A 17,044-nucleotide genomic window follows, 5' to 3' on the forward strand; every position below is an offset into this window, starting at 1 on the left:
TTGTTTTCAATAAAAAAAGAAAGCAGCTGATGCCGCTTTCTCTTTCCATTATTATGATTCAATTTTAAATTTCTTCGTGATGTCCTGAAGTTCTTCCGCCATGTTTGCCAACGTTTCAGCTGAAGAGCTGATTTCTTCCATGGAAGCAAGCTGTTCTTCAGCCGAAGCTGCGATGTCCTGAATGCCTGCTGAGCTTTCTTTCGACACTTCAGAAATATCTTCAACCGCACTTGTCACTTCCTGTGATCCAACTGACAGCTGTTCAACCGTTGCGTTTAGGTTTTGCAATTCACCAGAAATTTGGGTTGTCATCTCGTAGATTTGTTTAAAGCTTTCCGCTGTTTGGTCAGTAATCTGCAAGCCTTCCTTCACTTCATGATTCACAGATTGGAACATCGCAAGCGAAGTGCTGATTTCTCTGACAATCTCTTGAATTAACCCTTCAATTTCCTTGGCAGAGCCTGCTGATTGTACGGCAAGTTTTCTGACCTCTTCCGCAACTACTGAGAAGCCTCTTCCGTATTCTCCCGCTCTTGCCGCCTCAATCGCAGCATTTAATGCCAGCAGGTTGGTTTGATCAGCAATGCCGTTAATCACATTCAAGATACTTGTGATGTCTTGCGATTTTGTTTCAAGACCCTTCACCACCGCTTCCGCTTTTTGAACGGATTGATCGATTGTTTTCATTTGACCGACTGTGTGCTCCACCAGTTTTTCTCCGCTGCCTGCTGCCTCGGAGGACTGGATCGATGACTTCGTAATCGTTGAAGAGGCCTGAGCCACTTTTGAAATCCCATCGTTCATTTGAGAAAGATGGTTTGAACTTGTTTCCAGTTTCTCGCTTTGCGCCTCGTTGCCATCTGAGAACTGTTCGATGGCAAGTGTGATATGTTCGGTTGCCTTGCTCGTTTGGGCTGCACTTGCCGTCAACTCTTCAGAAGATGAAGCGACGTTTTCTACAGACGTTTGAATAACCCCGATCACAGAACGCAATGAGGCAGACATTTCGTTAAAGCTATCGCCAAGCTGTCCAAACTCGTTTTTCGAGTGAATATCAATGACTTCTGTCAGATCTCCGCTGCTGATTTTCGCGGATGTAGAAACCAGTTTTCTTAACGGCTTGGTAATGGCACTGATAATAAAGAGAATAAGTATGCCGCCGATGACAAGTGACACGCATAGAATGATAATCGCTGTGTTCAGAACCGGGCTTGAAGCATCTTGCAATTCACTGACAAAGTACGTACCCGCGATTTTCCAGCCTGTCAGTTTATTTGTCGTAAAGGCCATTTTCTTTTCTTTGCCTTCGAAAGTATATTCAAATGAGCCTTCTCCTTTGGAATATACTTGGTTTGTCCAGTCGCCGGATCCAGTTGTCCCAGGCTTAATCGTCGGATGGGCGATATATTTTTTGTTGCCCGTTGTAATAAAGGCAAAGCCGTTTTTGCCGATTTTGATTCTCTGTGAAGCGGAAAGCACTTCATCCAGATTTAAATCAAGTGCTATAACCCCTGAACCGTCTTTTAATTGTTTTGAAATTGTGACAACCATATCCCCTGTTGCTTCATCAGTATACGGTTCTGAGAAAACAGCCTGTCCTTTTTTCGCAACAGCTTGTTTGTACCAGTCACGCCCTGTCGGATCGAAGCCTTTAGGAACGCCGCTATCCGGATATTTGTAAAGCTTCTTATCTTCTGAAGCAACATAGATTGCGCCTACATCGGCATTCAATGTTGTATACTGCTTAAATTTCTCATTCAGTGAGGTTTTATTTTTTCCTTGTAATAGATCTTTATCGATCGTCTCACTGTAATAATCAATTGCTTTTACTTTATTATTCAATTTGTTTTGCAGGGTGCTGTTGAGCTCTTCAACGTTCCCCATTGCACTACTCGTAAGTTCCCTGTCCAGTGCGTTCCAAGCTGATTGATAACTGAAATATGCTAAAACCCCAACCGGCAAAATAAGCACTGCCAGAAACGCAGCGATAAGCGGTTTGCTGATCGATGGCTGTTTGATCCATTGTATCATTTTTCCCATTCTAGTTGACTCCTCCTTTAAGCTAAATCTAATATCGTCAAACTAGGATAAAAGGTTTAATAAAAAAACTAAAAAAAACACCCGAGCGTACAGGCCCGGGTGTTTTGGCTTACTATTCGATTTTGAATCGTTTTGTCATATCGCGAAGCTCTTCCGCCATCGACGAAAGGGTTTCTGCTGACGAGCTGATTTCTTCCATGGAAGCAAGCTGCTCTTCGGCTGACGCCGCGATATCTTGTATATGAGCTGAGCTTTCTTTTGAAATCGATGCAATGTGCTCGGACGCTCCAGAAACTTCCTCGGAGCTGGCAGAAAGCTGCTGAACCGTCGCACTCATGTTTTGCAGTTCACCGGCGATTTGGTTCGTCATTTCAGAAATGCGTTTAAAGCTTATTTCTGTTTTATCTGTGATATCAAGGCCTGTTTGCACCTCTTGATTGACAGACTGGAACATGCCGAGAGATGTATTGATTTCCTTCACAATTTCGATGATTAATGCTTCAATCTCTTTTGCTGAATCTGCTGACTGAACTGCCAGTTTTCTTACTTCTTCCGCTACAACAGAGAAGCCGCGGCCGTACTCGCCTGCGCGCGCCGCTTCAATTGCTGCGTTTAAGGCAAGCAGGTTCGTCTGGTCTGCGATACCGTTAATCACACGCAAAATATTGGTAATGTCTTTCGATTTCGTTTCCAATCCGCGTACGACTTGTTCTGCTTCTTTTACAGACTTGTCAATGACGTTCATTTGGCCCACGGTTTGATGAACAAGCTTGCCGCCTTCGCTTGCAATTTCAGTTGACTGGACAGATGAATCTGTGATGACTTCAGAAGCTTGAGCCATATTCGTCAATCCGTCATTCATTTGATAAATGTGCTCTGCTGCAGTTTCAATGTTTTCGTTTTGTTTTTCATTGCCGTTAGAAAATTGTTCAATCGCCAATGTAATGTGCTCTGTTGCCTTGCTCGTTTGCGCGGCTGATGCGGTCAGCTCCTCAGAGGAAGCAGCAACATTGTCCACGGAATCCTGGATAGCGTGGATGAGAGAACGAAGTGACGACGCCATATTGTTAAAGCTTTTGCCGAGTTCGCCCAATTCATCTTTTGAACGGATATCAATGGTTTCAGTCAAATCTCCCTCGCTGATCCGCTTAGAGGAACCGACAAGCTGTTTCAGCGGCGTTGTAATCGACCGAATGATCAGTGTCATGACAATAATTCCTATGATAATAGCTGCGGCCAAGACAATTAAAGCAAGATGAAGGACAGGCTGGGCTGCCTCATGGATTTCATCCAAATACATGGTGCCGCCAATTTTCCAACCCGTTAACTTGTTTGTGTCAAAGGCCATTTTTTTCTTATCGCCGTCCATGGTATATTGAAAATCGCCTTTATCAGCATTTAGCATTTTATCGGTCCAGTCGCCTTTCAATTCAGTTCCTGAGGTTTCATTAGGATGGGCGACAACCTTATTGTCCTTCGTCATGATAAATGCGTAGCCTTGTTTGCCGATGTTGACTTTTTTAGTTGTTTTCAGCAGATTTTCAATCGTCATGTTGATTGCGATAACGCCTGAACCATCTTTTGTCTGTTGAGCGATTGTCACAACCATTGTGTTCGTAGAGGCTGTTTTATACGGGTCTGTAACCACGACTTTCCCTTTATTCGCAACCGCTTTTTTGTACCAGTCGCGTTCGACCGGGTTATAATCGCTCGGCATCTGAAGATCCGGGTAACGGGTAAAGCGCCCGTTTTTGTCACTTGTGTAAATGGATTCTACATCTTTGTTTATGCTGATATATTGTGAGAATTTCTCTTTAATACTTGCATTGCTTTTTGCATTATATCTCTCTTTTGTCAGCCATTCGCTGAAGTAAGCAGCGCTGTTTTCTTTTTCACCGATGCTGGTGTTAATGATTTCGTTTAATTGCTGTACATTTTCTAATGCGCTCCCCATCATCTGTCTGTCGAGCGAGCTGCTTGCCGATTGATACGCAATGGCAGCCAATATGACAACCGGTATGATGAGAATCGACAGAAAGGAAACGAGTAGCTTCCGTGTAATAGATCTTTGTTTTATTAGTTGGAGTATTTTTTTCATCATTCATTTCTCCTTTTTTATGCTACCCTTCATATCGGCAGGAAATGGGTAAATATATACAGTAAAAAAGAAGAAATTTAACGAAAGTAACTAATTTCCCATAAATAGATAGTTATTTAGACCTATTCCTTATCCACTTTAAATCGTTTTGTCAGATCACGGAGTTCTTCAGACATTCTTTCAAGCGTCTGTGCCGATGAACTGATTTCCTCCATGGATGCCAGCTGTTCCTCGGCTGAAGCGGCTATATCTTGGATGCCGTCCGAGCTTTCCTTAGAAATGGCTGTGATATCATTTGAAGCAGCGGAAATTTCTTGAGCTCCTGCTGACAGCTCCTCAACCGTCGCATTCATGTTTTGCAGTTCGGAAGCAATTTGATTGGTCATGTGAGATATATGTTTGAAGCTTTGTTTTGTTTCACCTGTCATGACAAGCCCTGTTTCAACTTCTTTGTTTACGGACTGAAGCACGTTCAATGATGTGTGAATTTCTTTCACAATTTCGCTGATCAGTGATTCAATTTCCTTTGCCGAGTCAGCTGATTGTACCGCGAGTTTTCTCACTTCCTCAGCGACGACGGAGAAGCCCCGGCCGTATTCTCCCGCTCTGGCCGCTTCGATGGCGGCATTTAAAGCCAAAAGATTGGTTTGATCTGCAATGCCGTTGATAACCCGCAAAATATTCGTGATATCCTTTGATTTGACTTCCAGCCCCTTCACCACTTGTTCCGCTTCTTTTACTGAGTGGTCAATCGTATTCATTTGGCCGGCTGTTTTCTGTACAAGTGTCTCACCCTCGCTTGATGCTTCTGTGGAATTTGCGGATGTTTCTGTAATCACTGCGGCAGCCCGCGCCAGTTCAGCCAATCCATCGTTCATTTCATTAATTTGCCCGGTTGTTGTCTCAATTTTGTCGCTTTGGCTTTCGGTGCCGTTTGAAAATTGCTCGATGGCCATCGTAATATGCTCAGTAGCTCTGCTTGTCTGGTCAGCGGATGCAGTCAATTCTTCTGATGATGAAGCAACGTGTTCTACTGAATCTTTTATGCCGTGAATGAGTGAGCGAAGCGAGTGGGCCATATGATTGAAGCTCTGGCTCAGAACACCGAGTTCATCTTTTGAATTGATTTCAATCGTTTCGGTTAGATCGCCTTCACTGATTTTTTCAGCTGATGTGACAATGCGTCTTAATGGCTTTGTGATCGACCGAATTACAAAATAAATTGCCGTAATTCCAGCTGCGATGGCAATCGCCAGAACGATTGAAGCCATGGTCAGAACTTTGCTTGCAGCATCGCGGATCTCATCCGTATACATCGTTCCGCTGATTTTCCAGCCTGTTGTTTCGCTTGTGGCAAACGCTATTTTCTTCTCTTTGCCTTGGTACGTATATTCAAAGTCGCCGCTTTTATTCTTGTAGAGCTTATCAACCCAGTCCCCTTTTAACTCTGTTCCCGCTTTTTCTCCGGAGTAGGCAATGACTTTTTTATTTGGGCTTAAGATAAAAGCATAGCCTTCTTTGCCGATATTGATTCCTTTAGCAGTTGTGACCAGATCATCAATTTTCATATCAATAGCGACAACGCCTGATCCATCCTCCGTCTGTCGGGCAATGGTGACGACCATTTTTCCTGATGAAATAGATTCATAAGGCTCAGTGACGATTGTTTTGCCTTTATTAGCCATTGCTTCTTTGTACCAATCTCGTTCTAAAGCATTAAAGTCACTCGGCATGTCTGCGTACGGATAACGTGTGAATTCTCCGTCTTTACTGCTGGAAAATACCGCAGCTACATTGTCATTCATTTGGATAAATTGTTTGAATTCCTGTTTCATCTCTGTTTTCTTTTTATCCTTAAACTTATCTGCTGCAGCCCAATCGCTGAAAAACGCGAGGCTTTTTTCAGTCGTGCTGATTTTATCATCAATGATATGATCTAATATTTGAACATTTTCCTTTGCGCTTTGCGTCATCTGTATATCAAGAGAGGCAACTGCTGATTGATAAGCGCTTACCGAAAGGACGGTAATGGGAACAATTAAGATCAGCAGGAAAGAAATAATAAGTCTCCTGGCAATTGATGACCTGCGAATAGTGGTGAGTGTTTTTTTCATCCTATTGAACCTTCTTTCAATAATTTACAAATTATATCGGCGGTTCTTCCTTTATATTACATTGAAATTGAAGGTAAAAATGAAAAATAGTTCTAATATCACCGTGAATATTAGGTCTTTAAGATTAATTCCTTCACGAAAAAACAGCGCCTTGATAAGCGCTGTTTTTCTGCTTTTATTCGATTTTGAATTGCTTCGTCAGATCACGAAGCTCTTCTGCCATCTGCGCAAGAGTGGTCGCTGATGAACTGATTTCTTCCATAGAGGCAAGCTGCTCCTCGGCTGATGCGGCAATGTCTTGGATGCTTGCCGAGCTTTCTTTCGACACATCGGCAATGCCGCTGACTGCTGCTGAAACATGCTGTGAACGGCCTGACAGCTGTTCGACGGTGGAATTCATCGTCTGCAATTTGCCCGCGATTTCGTTTGTCATGCTGAAAATGCTCTGGAAGCTTTCTTTTGTATTGTCTGTGACAACAAGTCCAGACTGTACTTCCTGATTGACCTCTTTAAACATGTGAAGAGAAGTTTCGATTTCTGCTACAATTTCTTGGATCAGCTTTTCGATTTCTTTTGCTGAATCGGCTGATTGAACAGCCAGTTTGCGCACTTCCTCCGCAACGACAGAGAAGCCGCGTCCTGATTCTCCAGCACGCGCAGCTTCAATGGCTGCGTTTAATGCCAGCAGGTTTGTTTGGTCAGCGATGCCGTTTATGACTCTCAAAATGCTTGTAATGTCTTTTGATTTTCCTTCTAAGCCTTTGACAACAGCTTCAGCCTGCTGAACCGATTGATTAATCGAGTACATTTGTCCGACTGTCTGCTGGACAAACTTTTCACCCGTTCCGGCGATTTCCGTTGATTGGATAGACGCCTTTGTAATGTCTGATGATGTTTGTGAGACTTGCTGGAGCCCTTCATTCATTAAGTTCAGCTGATGAGAGCTGGATTCAACCTTTTCGCTTTGCTCCTCGTTTCCGTTTGAGAACTGCTCAATCGCCATCGTGATATGCTCGGTGGCTTTACTTGTTTGTCCGGCAGATGCAGTAAGCTGTTCGGACGATGCAGCCACATTGTTTACCGAGTCCTGAATAGCACTGATCAGTGAGCGGAGAGATTGTCCCATTTCATTGAAGCTCACCCCAAGCTCTCCAAGCTCATCTTTTGAACGGATTTCGATCGTTTCTGTCAGATCCCCGCTGCTGATCGTTTTCGATGATTGAACGAGACGTTTTAACGGTTTTGTAATCGAACGAACGATAAACAGAATTAAAAACCCGCCTGCCACAATGGAAGCGATCAGCACGATCATGCCTGTTATGAGCACAGACTTTGAGGCATCCTTTATTTCATCCATATACATTGTGCCGGCTATTTTCCACCCAGTCAGTTCATTTGTTGTATAGGTCATCTTTTTATCTTCGTTACCCAGAGTGTATTGGAGTTCACCGCTGTTATCGGCATACATTTTGGCAACCCAGTCTCCTGACAGCTTTTCTCCAGCCTTATGGTTCTGGTGGGCAACATAGGTTTTGTTTTTCGTTGCAATGAAAACATAGCCTTCTTTTCCGACCTTGATTTGTTTCATCTGTTCTAACAATTTATCAATGGTGATATCCATGGCGACAACGCCAGATCCGTCCTTCAGCTTCTGGGCAATGGTAATGACCATACTTCCGTCACTCGCTGCCACGTAAGGATCTGTCACGACAATTTCACCGCCTGCCTTCATCGCATCTTGGTACCAAGGGCGTTGTCTCGGATCGTATCCATCCGGCAATTGTTCTTTGGGTGCTTGTACGTAGGTGCCGTTTTCTGCGCCTCCATAAATTCTGGCTACCCCTTGATTGATAGATACGTATTGTGAAAATTTGGCCTTGAGCTCTTCTTGATTAGACTTTCCTTTGAATGCGGAGCTTTTAAGAGTTTCACTGAAAAAGGTGACCGCTGTCACTTTTGTTCCCAGATCATTTGTAACGGTTGTATTAAATGTATCGACACTGCTTTTCGCATTTCCCATAATTTCCTGTTCCAGCTTTCCGCTTGCGCTTCGATAAGAACTAAATTCCAATATAAGAATAGGGATAATGAGAATCGCAATAAATGAGACGATTAATTTTCTTGAGATAGACGGTTTCTTCAGCCAATTGATAAAAGTCTTCATGTCCAGTTTCTCCTTCAGGTTTGATACAGTATATATCGGCTGCTTAAAAAAGTTTTAAAATAAAAAATGGAAGAAGTTCTTTTTCGGCTGTCTTCTGTCTTTTTAACTTTCATTGCCCAAGCCCTTTGCATATCTTATAAAAAACAAGGGGGGCTAAAGATGATTATTGTATCCGGACAATTGCTCCGTCCCCAAGATATTGAAAACTGGCAGATTGATGAGAATCTAAATCCTCTGTTAAAAGAGATGATTGAGACGCCTGTTCAGTTTGATTATCATTCAATTGCAGAACTGATGTTTGAGCTTAAACTGCGGATGAATATCGTTGCAGCTGCTAAAACGCTGCACAAAAGCGGGGCGAAGTTTGCCACTTTTTTAAAAACATACGGGAATACAGCGTATTGGAGGGTTTCACCGGAAGGCGCCTTAGAGCTGAAATACAGAATGCCGCCTTCAAAAGCGATTCGGGACATAGCTGAAAACGGCCCGTTTTACGCGTTTGAATGTGCGACCGCAATTGTTGTCATTTATTACTTGGCCTTGATCGATACCATCGGGGAAGAAAAATTTGATGCCACCTTTAACAGAATTATTTTATATGACTGGCATTATGAGAAATTGCCGATATATACGGAAACAGGACATCACTTTTTTCTCGGAGATTGTTTGTATTTTAAAAATCCTGAATTTGATCCGCAAAAAGCCCAGTGGAGAGGCGAAAATGTGATTTTACTGGGAGAAGATAAATATTTCGCCCATGGCCTCGGAATCTTAAGCGGACAGCAAATTATCGATAAGCTGAATTCTTTTAGAAGAAAAGGAGCCATACAGCCAGCCTACCTTCTGTCTCAGGCGACCAGACTGGATGTTCCGTCTCTTTACCGCATCGTCCGCTAAAAACCCCATCGCCTATTTTCGAGACGATGGGGTTTCAAATGCTTTTCGTTTTCGATAAAAAGGGGCTGTGCCGAAAAACTGGTTCGCAGCCCACTCCATTTTTTCAAGGTCATGTCTTGTCACAATTGGATCTAGACTGCTCCATTTGATAAAGCGGACAAAATAGTAGCCTTTGATAGGAGCCATTGTAACTTTTGAGTGAGGCCAGCCTTCAAATACAAACTCAATTTTCCCTCTTTTTTTATAAGAATATTGAAGAATGTTCATCATCTGTCACCTCTGTTTATCAAGTTACGTTCGGCAAAGCTCGGCTAACAGCGTTTTCACATCAGCGGGCATGTTCAGCATTCCGACAGATTGCCCAGCCCACAAAGACATGTACCCGGAATCTTTTTCTTTGGCTGCGTGTTTTCTCATCGGCTTTGTTAACGTGTTTTGCAATGGATAAGGCAGCACGTTTGCCTCCTCAGCCTGCTGCTCTTTCATCCATTGATTGACTATACCCCTTGCAGGCTTACCTGAAAACAATGCGGTGAGGCGTGTGTCTGTTCCTTGCGCTTTTTTTAATTCGCGCCTGTACGCTTCAGATACTTCGCATTCCTCACACATGAGAAACGGCGTCCCGATCTGTACGCCTTGAGCTCCAAGACAATGAGCGGCCTGGACACCGCGCCGGTCGGCAATTCCGCCTGCCGCGACCACTGGAACGGAAACGGCGTCTGCCGCTTGGGGAATGAGCGACATGAGGCCAAGTGTCGATTCTCCGCTGACCGGCAGAAAAGACCCGCGGTGGCCGCCCGCTTCGCTACCTTGCAGTACAATGATGTCCATTCCGCATTCTTCAAGCAGAACGGCTTCCTGCGGAGTCGTAGCTGTCCCGATGAGACAGCAGCCATTTTTCTTTAACGCTTGAATGCTTTCATCCGGCGGAATGCCAAACGTAAATGAACAGGCTTTTACATTGTGTTTGAGAATGATGTTCATTTTTTTATGGAAGTCGTCCCATTCTTCTTCCTCTGAAGAGAATGAAGGAGCCTGTTCGGCGCACGGAATCTTATTTTTCCAAGTTTGAACGATGTCCTCATCCGGTTCTTTTCTGCTTTCTGGAACAAACACATTCACCTGAAATACTCGATCAGTCAGCTGCTGCATCTCAATGATTTGCTTTTCGAGCATGTCGGGACTGAGATATCCGGATGCCAGACTTCCAAGCGCGCCTTCATTTGACACAGCGGCTGCCAGGACGGGCGTGACAAGCCCCCCGGCCATTGGCGCCTGGATGACAGGTTTTGTCAGCGATAATACTTTCATCCATTCCGTCATGGAAACCCTCCTGTTACCCCATGATTTTGATATAACAAGTCCGTGTACGCGGGCCGTCAAATTCACAGAAATAAATGCCCTGCCATGTTCCTAGAATCAGCCGGCCGTTTTCAATAATGACATGCTGTGAAGCTCCCACCGTACTCGACTTCATGTGCGCAGCAGTATTGCCCTCCATGTGGCGGTCCAGCTCGTGTTCCCACGGATACACCTCATCAAACCTTCTGAGCATATCTGTTTTGACATCCGGATCGGCATTTTCATTAATTGTAATGCCCGCTGTCGTATGAGGACAGTAAATCAGCGCCGCGCCGCTCGTTACACCTGTTTCTTGAAGAAACGCTTCCACCTCGCTGGTGATTTCAATCATTTCATCTCGTTTGCTCGTGTTGATTTGCAGTGTTTTCAGCATTTGTTTCTCCTTTCATTTGTCCGCTCTATTTGCTAATTCGTTCTGTGTTCTTTTTTTCCTGTTAAACCGCTCTCATAAACCTGATAAAAAATAAAAAACTCCAGTCTCTGGCTGGAGTTTAGCGCCATAGATATATTCTTGCTTCATACGGCTTTAACAGTACTGATGTCATGTGCTTATGCGGGTCTGTTTCCACATTTGACAATACGAGTGCGCCTGATGACAATGGCAATCCGGGGTGCTTGAATAAGGCCGGCGTTCCTGTCAGATTGGCTGCAATCAGTGCAGTATGTCTATCGTTTTTCCGAAGATATGCAAAGATTTGCTGATCTTCCGGTAAAATGAGCGTATATGTCCCATTGATAAAAACATCGTATGTTTGGCGCAGCTTGATCAGGCTCTTGTAAAAGTGGTATACAGATGTTTTCTCGTTTATTTGCGCCTCGGCGTTCAGCCATTTGTAATTCTCATTGGTTCCGATCCACGGCTCGGCTTCAGAAAATCCGGCGTATGGATCAGCATTCCATTGCATCGGCGTTCGTGAATTGTCCCTTCCCTTTTTCCAGACAATCTTCATCACGTCCTCGTGTGATGCGCCTTTCGCCGTTTCTATTTCATATAGGCGTTTCATTGCGACATCATCATAGTCCTCAATAGACGGAAATGCCACGTTTGTCATGCCGAGTTCCTGCCCCTGATAAATAAACGGTGTGCCTTTCATGAGAAAATAGACAGTGGCAAGCGCTTTTGCACTTTCCTTCAGGTACACTCCGTCATCTCCCCACACAGAAACAGAACGGGGCTGGTCGTGATTTTCCATAAACAAAGCATTCCAGCCGATCCCTTCAAGACTGTCCTGCCAGTCAGTTAGAATTCGTTTGAAGGAAGCGATATCAATGCTTTCATTGATCTCTACATCCCACAGGCCGAGATGCTCAAATTGAAAAATCATGCTGAAGATGCCGTTTTTTTCTCCAACCCAATCTGCCGCTTCCTTTGCAGCGACACCGTTTGCCTCACCGACTGTCATAATCGGATAGCGGGAAAATGTGTTTTCTTTCAGCTCTCTTAGTAAATCCATTATGCCGTCAGCATTCATATGATAGGGGAAGGAAGGAACGCAGTCCAGCCCTTTTGGATTCGGCATATCGGGAAGCCCTTCTTTTTTCTTAATATGCGTAATGGCGTCCACCCGAAATCCGTCAATTCCTTTATCAAGCCACCAATTAATCATGTCGTAAACGGCATTTCTCACCTTTTCATTCTCCCAATTCAAATCAGGCTGTTTTTTATCAAAAAGGTGAAGATAATACTGGCTAGTCTTTTGATCATACTGCCATGACGGTCCGCCGAAAATGCTTTCCCAATTGTTCGGCGCTTTTCCGTTTTTGCCGTCCTTCCAAATATACCAGTCACGCTTTTCGGAGTGTATGGATGAACGGGATTCGATAAACCATGGATGTTCGTCGCTTGTATGGTTCACGACAAGATCCATAATCAGCTTCATGCCCAGCTCATGAATGTCACCAAGCAGCTGGTCGAAATCCGCCATGGTGCCGAAATCGCTTAATATGTTTTTGTAATCCTTGATATCATAGCCGTTATCCGCATTGGGCGAATCATACAGCGGGCAAATCCAGATGACGTCAGCGCCCAGCTCTTTTATGTAATCAAGCTTGGATCTGATTCCTTGAATATCCCCGATTCCGTCGCCATTTGAATCTTTAAAACTGCGGGGGTAAATTTGGTAGACAACCGATTCCTTCCACCAAGCCTTTTTCATACAGCCACTCCCTTCTAAGTGTGTGGTCTATATATCTTATGTAGAAAAAAGGCTTTACAGCATTGCTTTTTCTGAAAACCGCCAGCCGTCATAAAAAAAACAGCCGTTCAATCTCCGGCTGCTTTTTATAAAAAGTCGGTTTTTTTAATTTCTACAAAACGGATGTGATGATCTTCGGCGTCGAGGATTTTAAATTCACACCCCTCCGCGTGTATCACATCTCCTGCTTTCAGCTCCATTTTTTGCGTCAGAAGCCAGCCTGCAATCGTATCAATTTCTTCGTTTTCAATCGCAATGTCGAACAGATCGTTTACTTCGTCTATTAACGCTTTTCCATCCATTACATAATGATGCTCGCCTTTTTTCAAAATATGCGGCGTTTCATCCTGATCATATTCATCGCGGATTTCCCCGACGATTTCCTCGATAATATCCTCGACAGTGACAAGCCCAGCCGTTCCCCCGTATTCATCTACGAGAATGGCCATGTGAATCCGCTCCTTCTGCATGCGAATCAAAAGCTGCTGAACAGGGATGCTTTCAATGACTCTGATGACAGGCCTCATAATCTGCTTCAGCTTAATCGGCTGTCCGAGAAAATAAGCTTTAAACATATCTTTGCTGTTGATGATCCCTAAAATATGATCTTTGTCTTCTTTAATGACAGGGTAACGTGTATACCGTTCATTAATGATGTGATGAATCGCTTCTTCAAGCGACTGCTCCAGAGAGATGACCGCAATTTCTGTCCGCGGAATCATAATCTCTCTTGCTACACGGTTGTCGAATTCAAAAATCTTATTCACATAGCGGAATTCAGACTGATTGATTTCTCCCTTTTCATAGCTTTCTGAAAGGATCAGCCTCAGTTCCTCCTCGCTTATGACAACCTCATGCTCCTTCACTGAATGAAAGCCAAACAATTTCACAAGAAAACTTGCAGAGCCGTTCAATGCTTTAATAAACGGATACGTGATTTTATAAAACCAGATCAGCGGCTTTGCAATCCATAAACTGACCGCTTCAGCCTTTTGAATGGAAACCGTTTTCGGGGCAAGCTCACCCATTACCACATGCAAAAAAGTGACGATGATAAATGCAATTACAAATGTGACAATGTGGTTAAACGGTTCCGGTATGCCTGTCGCTGTAAATAAGGGATGAAGAATGCGTTCAAATGTCGGTTCACCAAGCCATCCAAGGCCGAGGGCTGTAATCGTAATCCCGAGCTGGCAGGCTGATAAATACTCGTCAAGATTGGAGATGATTTTATGTGCGGCAAGCGCCCGGCTGTCACCGCTTTCGATGAGCTGATTGATTTTTGAACCTCTGATTTTGACGATTGCAAATTCCGCTGCAACGAAAACAGCCGTAATGCCGATCAAAACAAAAATGGCGATCAATTGTAATATAAGCAAAAATAAACCCTTACCATAAATGGTAAGGGGCCACCTCCTTAACGTTAATTCTCATTACGACCGTTTAAGAAGATCATCACAAAGCGAAGAAGTTCAAACAGGGAAACCAAGGCGGCGGCCACATACGTTAAAGCGGCGGCGCTCAGCACTTTATTTACCCCATTCTCTTCATTGTTCCGGATGAATCCTTCTGACACAATAATTTGCTTCGCGCGTGAACTTGCATTGAATTCGACAGGCAATGTAATCAGCTGGAAAAAGACAGCGGCTGAAAATAGAATGATGCCAAGCCCGATCAAATTCAGGCTGCCGAGAAGCATACCTCCTAAGAAAAGCATAGGAGCTACACCGGATGCAAAATTCACGACTGGGAAGATTTTATGTCTCAGCACAAGCGCACCGTATGACTCCTGATGCTGCAAGGCATGTCCGACTTCATGGGAAGCTACGGAGATGGCGGAAATTGAGCGGCCATAATAGACCGGCTCAGATAAACGCACCACCCGTCTTGTCGGGTCGTAATGGTCTGTTAAAGTGCCTCTTACCGGTTCGACCGGCACGTCGTAAAGACCGTTTATATCTAAAATCCGTCTTGCCGTTTCTGCCCCTGTACGTCCGCTTGAGGCTTCCACTTTTGAATATTTTTCAAAGTTGCTCTTCACTTTAAATTGTGCCCAAAACGACAATCCCAATGCGGCTATTGTTAAAAATATAAACAGCATTTTTCATCATCCTTTTTCCATAATCAAATCTTTCTTTATTACAATTATTTTAATGAGTTTTCTTTCTCGTGTACAGAAAAGCGCTTCTTCTTCCGGCTCGGTGCACACATTCCAATCAGCAGAAAGAGCAGGCCTGCTGAAAACAAATAAAAGGCAAAGCTGCCGACAAGCTCTTTCAGAAAGCGAAGCCAGGAGAAGCTGCCGGAAAAGTGATTATATGAATTCAAATCGAAAATAAACAAAATCACCGCGGATGCCGCCAGCTGCGTACCGATCAAAACCACGATCGTTCTTTGAATGATCGTCATCTTTTTTCATCCTTTTTGTTTTAGTTTATGGAGAAATCCGTTTTATATGTTTTGTTCATTTTTTGAAAAACATCACCGGAAGTGGGACATACTGTTAGAAAAAAGCACGGGTGTGATGGAAGCCATGAAAGTGACGAGTGAGGAAAAGGAACAGCTGAGCACAGCAATCGACCGAATGAATGAAGGTCTGGACGCATTTATTCAGCTTTATAATGAATCGGAAATCGATGAGCCGCTTATTCAGCTTGATGATGATACAGCCGATTTAATGAAGCAGGCCCGAGATATGTACGGCCAGGAAAAGCTAAACGAGAAATTAAATACGATTATTAAACAGATTTTATCCATCTCATTATCTGAAGAAGGAGAAAAAGAATGAAATCAAATCGGATATTTATTTCATGGCTCAAATGGCCGTTATTTATCCGAATCGGGGTTATTATTTTATTTCTGATTCTTTTGTTTGGCCAAATCATTTATATTCTTGAGCCGAAGCAGTTCACTTCGGTTTTTGAGGGCATTTGGTGGGCTGTCGTTACCGTTTCGACAGTTGGCTATGGAGATTATGTGCCGCACACGCCGCTGGGACAGGCGGCCGGAATACTGCTGATTTTGAGCGGGGCAAGCTTTGTCACTGCATATTTCGCCACGTTATCAGCGGCCGCATTCAGCAGACAGCACCGTTACATCGAAGGAAAAGTTGCTTACAAAGGGCGCGGCCACATCATTCTGATCGGGTGGAATGAAAAAACAAACCGGCTTCTGAAGGACCTGCAGTTTACGGCCCCTTCCAAAACGGTTGTACTGATCGATGAATCTTTAAAAGAAGGCCCGCTTATCGAAAACGTCCATTTCATACGCGGGCACGCAGCCGATGATGAGACACTGAAACGGGCCAATATTACTGAAGCGGAATCAGTGATGATTACAGCCGATCAGTATAAAAGTGAAACTGAAGCAGATATGCTGTCAGTGCTGATTCTTTTATCAGTTAAAGGGCTTAACCCCCTTGCTTACTGCATCGTCGAGATTTTGACTGACCGGTTTGTCACCAATGCAGAGCGGGCAGGCGCTAATCAAATCATCGGAACTTCAGAATTTATCAGCCGGGCGATGCTGCAGCATTACCAAATCAAATTACGGCCGTCTAAACAGCAGAATGGAATCAATTTGACACTTGATCAGCATGTGAAGCTTCTTCCTGTTCCTGACGATCTAAGGGGAGCCGCTTACAAAACGTGTGTCCTCTATTTCCTTGATCACAACACGACAATTATCGGCGTACAAAAAGAGGAAGGGCCGATGATTTCCCCTCCTCTTACATACAAGATGCTCGAAACAGACCAATTTCTTGCGATCTAATGTAGCAGAACATCCTCCAATTCTTTCACAAGGGAGGCGCCGATATCCAAATACGCCGGATCAATTTCCGCGTCGCGCCTTTCCGGCTCGGAAAATTGATTAAAGAGTGATTGGAAAGGACCTCCCTCGGCATAATCGTCAAGATCCGCCTGAAACACCTGCCTCAGCATAAACGGCGTTCCGATCCGAACGGCCGCCCCGCGTTCATCGAGACTGCCCTGTACCGCATTGACTGGAATCCTTAAAAACAAATAGCCATTTGTATCATCAATTTTATAATCAAAGTAGCCGTGATCGTATTCCCAACCGCCGTTTATCACATAACCGAGCGGCTTCATTACTTGTTCCAATTCTTGAAGCAGAAAAGACTGCCCATCTATCGCGGAAGGTATTGGTATCATCA

The 17,044-nt window shown here is 44.0% G+C and carries 15 protein-coding genes and 1 pseudogene; 3 read left to right on the forward strand and 13 right to left on the reverse strand.

The features are described from left to right. Nucleotides 1–51 precede the first annotated feature (51 nt). The 4 genes from tlpB to mcpB form a co-directional block, all read right to left on the reverse strand. A complete protein-coding gene (gene tlpB / locus AC0DBE_RS15335; RefSeq protein WP_014114939.1) occupies nt 52–2,040 on the reverse strand; it encodes a methyl-accepting chemotaxis protein TlpB in 1,989 nt (662 codons plus the stop codon). Nucleotides 2,041–2,152: 112 nt separating this feature from the next. Continuing rightward, entirely contained in the window at nt 2,153–4,141 is a 1,989-nt protein-coding gene (gene mcpA / locus AC0DBE_RS15340) for a methyl-accepting chemotaxis protein (RefSeq protein ID WP_439846063.1), read from the reverse strand. 119 nt (nt 4,142–4,260) lie between these two features. After that, complete coding sequence (tlpA, locus tag AC0DBE_RS15345) at nt 4,261–6,252, reverse strand: methyl-accepting chemotaxis protein TlpA (RefSeq protein ID WP_472962771.1); 1,992 nt, start codon at nt 6,250–6,252, stop codon at nt 4,261–4,263. A gap of 175 nt (nt 6,253–6,427) precedes the next feature. Then, nucleotides 6,428–8,416, reverse strand: a complete 1,989-nt coding sequence (gene mcpB / locus AC0DBE_RS15350; RefSeq protein ID WP_014114942.1) for a methyl-accepting chemotaxis protein McpB — start codon at nt 8,414–8,416, stop codon at nt 6,428–6,430. A 159-nt stretch (nt 8,417–8,575) separates the two neighbouring features. Here mcpB and AC0DBE_RS15355 point away from each other — a divergent pair, with 159 nt between their 5' ends. Continuing rightward, nucleotides 8,576–9,313 carry a protein-glutamine gamma-glutamyltransferase gene (locus tag AC0DBE_RS15355; RefSeq protein WP_014114944.1) on the forward strand — a complete coding sequence of 246 codons (738 nt, stop codon included), beginning with the start codon at nt 8,576–8,578 and terminating at the stop codon, nt 9,311–9,313. A 12-nt stretch (nt 9,314–9,325) separates the two neighbouring features. Here the strand turns inward: AC0DBE_RS15355 and AC0DBE_RS15360 are convergent, their stop codons facing one another. The 8 genes and pseudogenes from AC0DBE_RS15360 to AC0DBE_RS15395 form a co-directional block, all read right to left on the reverse strand. Then, a complete protein-coding gene (locus AC0DBE_RS15360; protein ID WP_014114945.1) occupies nt 9,326–9,580 on the reverse strand; it encodes a hypothetical protein in 255 nt (84 codons plus the stop codon). Nucleotides 9,581–9,604: 24 nt separating this feature from the next. After that, complete coding sequence (locus tag AC0DBE_RS15365; RefSeq protein WP_072182190.1) at nt 9,605–10,636, reverse strand: nitronate monooxygenase; 1,032 nt, start codon at nt 10,634–10,636, stop codon at nt 9,605–9,607. Between the two features lie 13 nt (nt 10,637–10,649). Then, nucleotides 10,650–11,048 carry a secondary thiamine-phosphate synthase enzyme YjbQ gene (locus AC0DBE_RS15370; RefSeq protein WP_088679783.1) on the reverse strand — a complete coding sequence of 133 codons (399 nt, stop codon included), beginning with the start codon at nt 11,046–11,048 and terminating at the stop codon, nt 10,650–10,652. After that, nucleotides 11,008–11,140 (reverse strand): annotated as a pseudogene (locus AC0DBE_RS15375) (hypothetical protein). The gene AC0DBE_RS15370 and the pseudogene AC0DBE_RS15375 overlap by 41 nt, the downstream one beginning before the upstream one ends. Before the next feature lie 26 nt (nt 11,141–11,166). After that, nucleotides 11,167–12,831 (reverse strand): glycoside hydrolase family 13 protein, encoded by a 1,665-nt coding sequence (locus AC0DBE_RS15380; protein WP_472962774.1) that lies wholly within the window; start codon nt 12,829–12,831, stop codon nt 11,167–11,169. Between the two features lie 125 nt (nt 12,832–12,956). Further along, nucleotides 12,957–14,249 carry a hemolysin family protein gene (locus AC0DBE_RS15385; protein ID WP_014114949.1) on the reverse strand — a complete coding sequence of 431 codons (1,293 nt, stop codon included), beginning with the start codon at nt 14,247–14,249 and terminating at the stop codon, nt 12,957–12,959. A gap of 44 nt (nt 14,250–14,293) precedes the next feature. Further along, nucleotides 14,294–14,971, reverse strand: a complete 678-nt coding sequence (locus AC0DBE_RS15390) for a zinc metallopeptidase (protein ID WP_003220791.1) — start codon at nt 14,969–14,971, stop codon at nt 14,294–14,296. A gap of 44 nt (nt 14,972–15,015) precedes the next feature. Then, nucleotides 15,016–15,279: a YuzI family membrane protein gene (locus AC0DBE_RS15395; RefSeq protein WP_014114950.1), complete on the reverse strand. Its 264-nt coding sequence runs from the start codon at nt 15,277–15,279 to the stop codon at nt 15,016–15,018. Between the two features lie 46 nt (nt 15,280–15,325). Between AC0DBE_RS15395 and mstX the strand changes: the two genes are divergently transcribed. After that, a complete protein-coding gene (mstX, locus tag AC0DBE_RS15400; protein ID WP_014114951.1) occupies nt 15,326–15,658 on the forward strand; it encodes a biofilm formation protein MstX in 333 nt (110 codons plus the stop codon). Further along, nucleotides 15,655–16,641, forward strand: a complete 987-nt coding sequence (gene kbfO / locus AC0DBE_RS15405; protein ID WP_061188049.1) for a potassium channel protein KbfO — start codon at nt 15,655–15,657, stop codon at nt 16,639–16,641. Before mstX ends, kbfO begins: the two co-directional genes overlap by 4 nt. Here kbfO and AC0DBE_RS15410 read toward each other — a convergent pair. Beyond that, entirely contained in the window at nt 16,638–17,042 is a 405-nt protein-coding gene (locus AC0DBE_RS15410) for a YugN-like family protein (protein WP_014114953.1), read from the reverse strand. The two genes, kbfO and AC0DBE_RS15410, sit on opposite strands and share 4 nt — an antisense overlap. Nucleotides 17,043–17,044: the final 2 nt, after the last annotated feature.

The sequence above is a fragment of the Bacillus sp. VA15 genome (genome assembly GCF_055721145.1).

Excerpts from the sequence above, each read along its gene's own strand:
- tlpB (WP_014114939.1), bottom strand. The coding sequence starts at position 2,040 with ATGGGAAAAATGATACAATGGATCAAACAGCCATCGATCAGCAAACCG.
- mcpA (WP_439846063.1), bottom strand. The coding sequence starts at position 4,141 with ATGATGAAAAAAATACTCCAACTAATAAAACAAAGATCTATTACACGG.
- tlpA (WP_472962771.1), bottom strand. The coding sequence starts at position 6,252 with ATGAAAAAAACACTCACCACTATTCGCAGGTCATCAATTGCCAGGAGA.
- mcpB (WP_014114942.1), bottom strand. The coding sequence starts at position 8,416 with ATGAAGACTTTTATCAATTGGCTGAAGAAACCGTCTATCTCAAGAAAA.
- AC0DBE_RS15355 (WP_014114944.1), top strand. The coding sequence starts at position 8,576 with ATGATTATTGTATCCGGACAATTGCTCCGTCCCCAAGATATTGAAAAC.
- AC0DBE_RS15360 (WP_014114945.1), bottom strand. The coding sequence starts at position 9,580 with ATGAACATTCTTCAATATTCTTATAAAAAAAGAGGGAAAATTGAGTTT.
- AC0DBE_RS15365 (WP_072182190.1), bottom strand. The coding sequence starts at position 10,636 with ATGACGGAATGGATGAAAGTATTATCGCTGACAAAACCTGTCATCCAG.
- AC0DBE_RS15370 (WP_088679783.1), bottom strand. The coding sequence starts at position 11,048 with ATGCTGAAAACACTGCAAATCAACACGAGCAAACGAGATGAAATGATT.
- AC0DBE_RS15380 (WP_472962774.1), bottom strand. The coding sequence starts at position 12,831 with ATGAAAAAGGCTTGGTGGAAGGAATCGGTTGTCTACCAAATTTACCCC.
- AC0DBE_RS15390 (WP_003220791.1), bottom strand. The coding sequence starts at position 14,971 with ATGCTGTTTATATTTTTAACAATAGCCGCATTGGGATTGTCGTTTTGG.
- AC0DBE_RS15395 (WP_014114950.1), bottom strand. The coding sequence starts at position 15,279 with ATGACGATCATTCAAAGAACGATCGTGGTTTTGATCGGTACGCAGCTG.
- mstX (WP_014114951.1), top strand. The coding sequence starts at position 15,326 with ATGTTTTGTTCATTTTTTGAAAAACATCACCGGAAGTGGGACATACTG.
- kbfO (WP_061188049.1), top strand. The coding sequence starts at position 15,655 with ATGAAATCAAATCGGATATTTATTTCATGGCTCAAATGGCCGTTATTT.
- AC0DBE_RS15410 (WP_014114953.1), bottom strand. The coding sequence starts at position 17,042 with ATGATACCAATACCTTCCGCGATAGATGGGCAGTCTTTTCTGCTTCAA.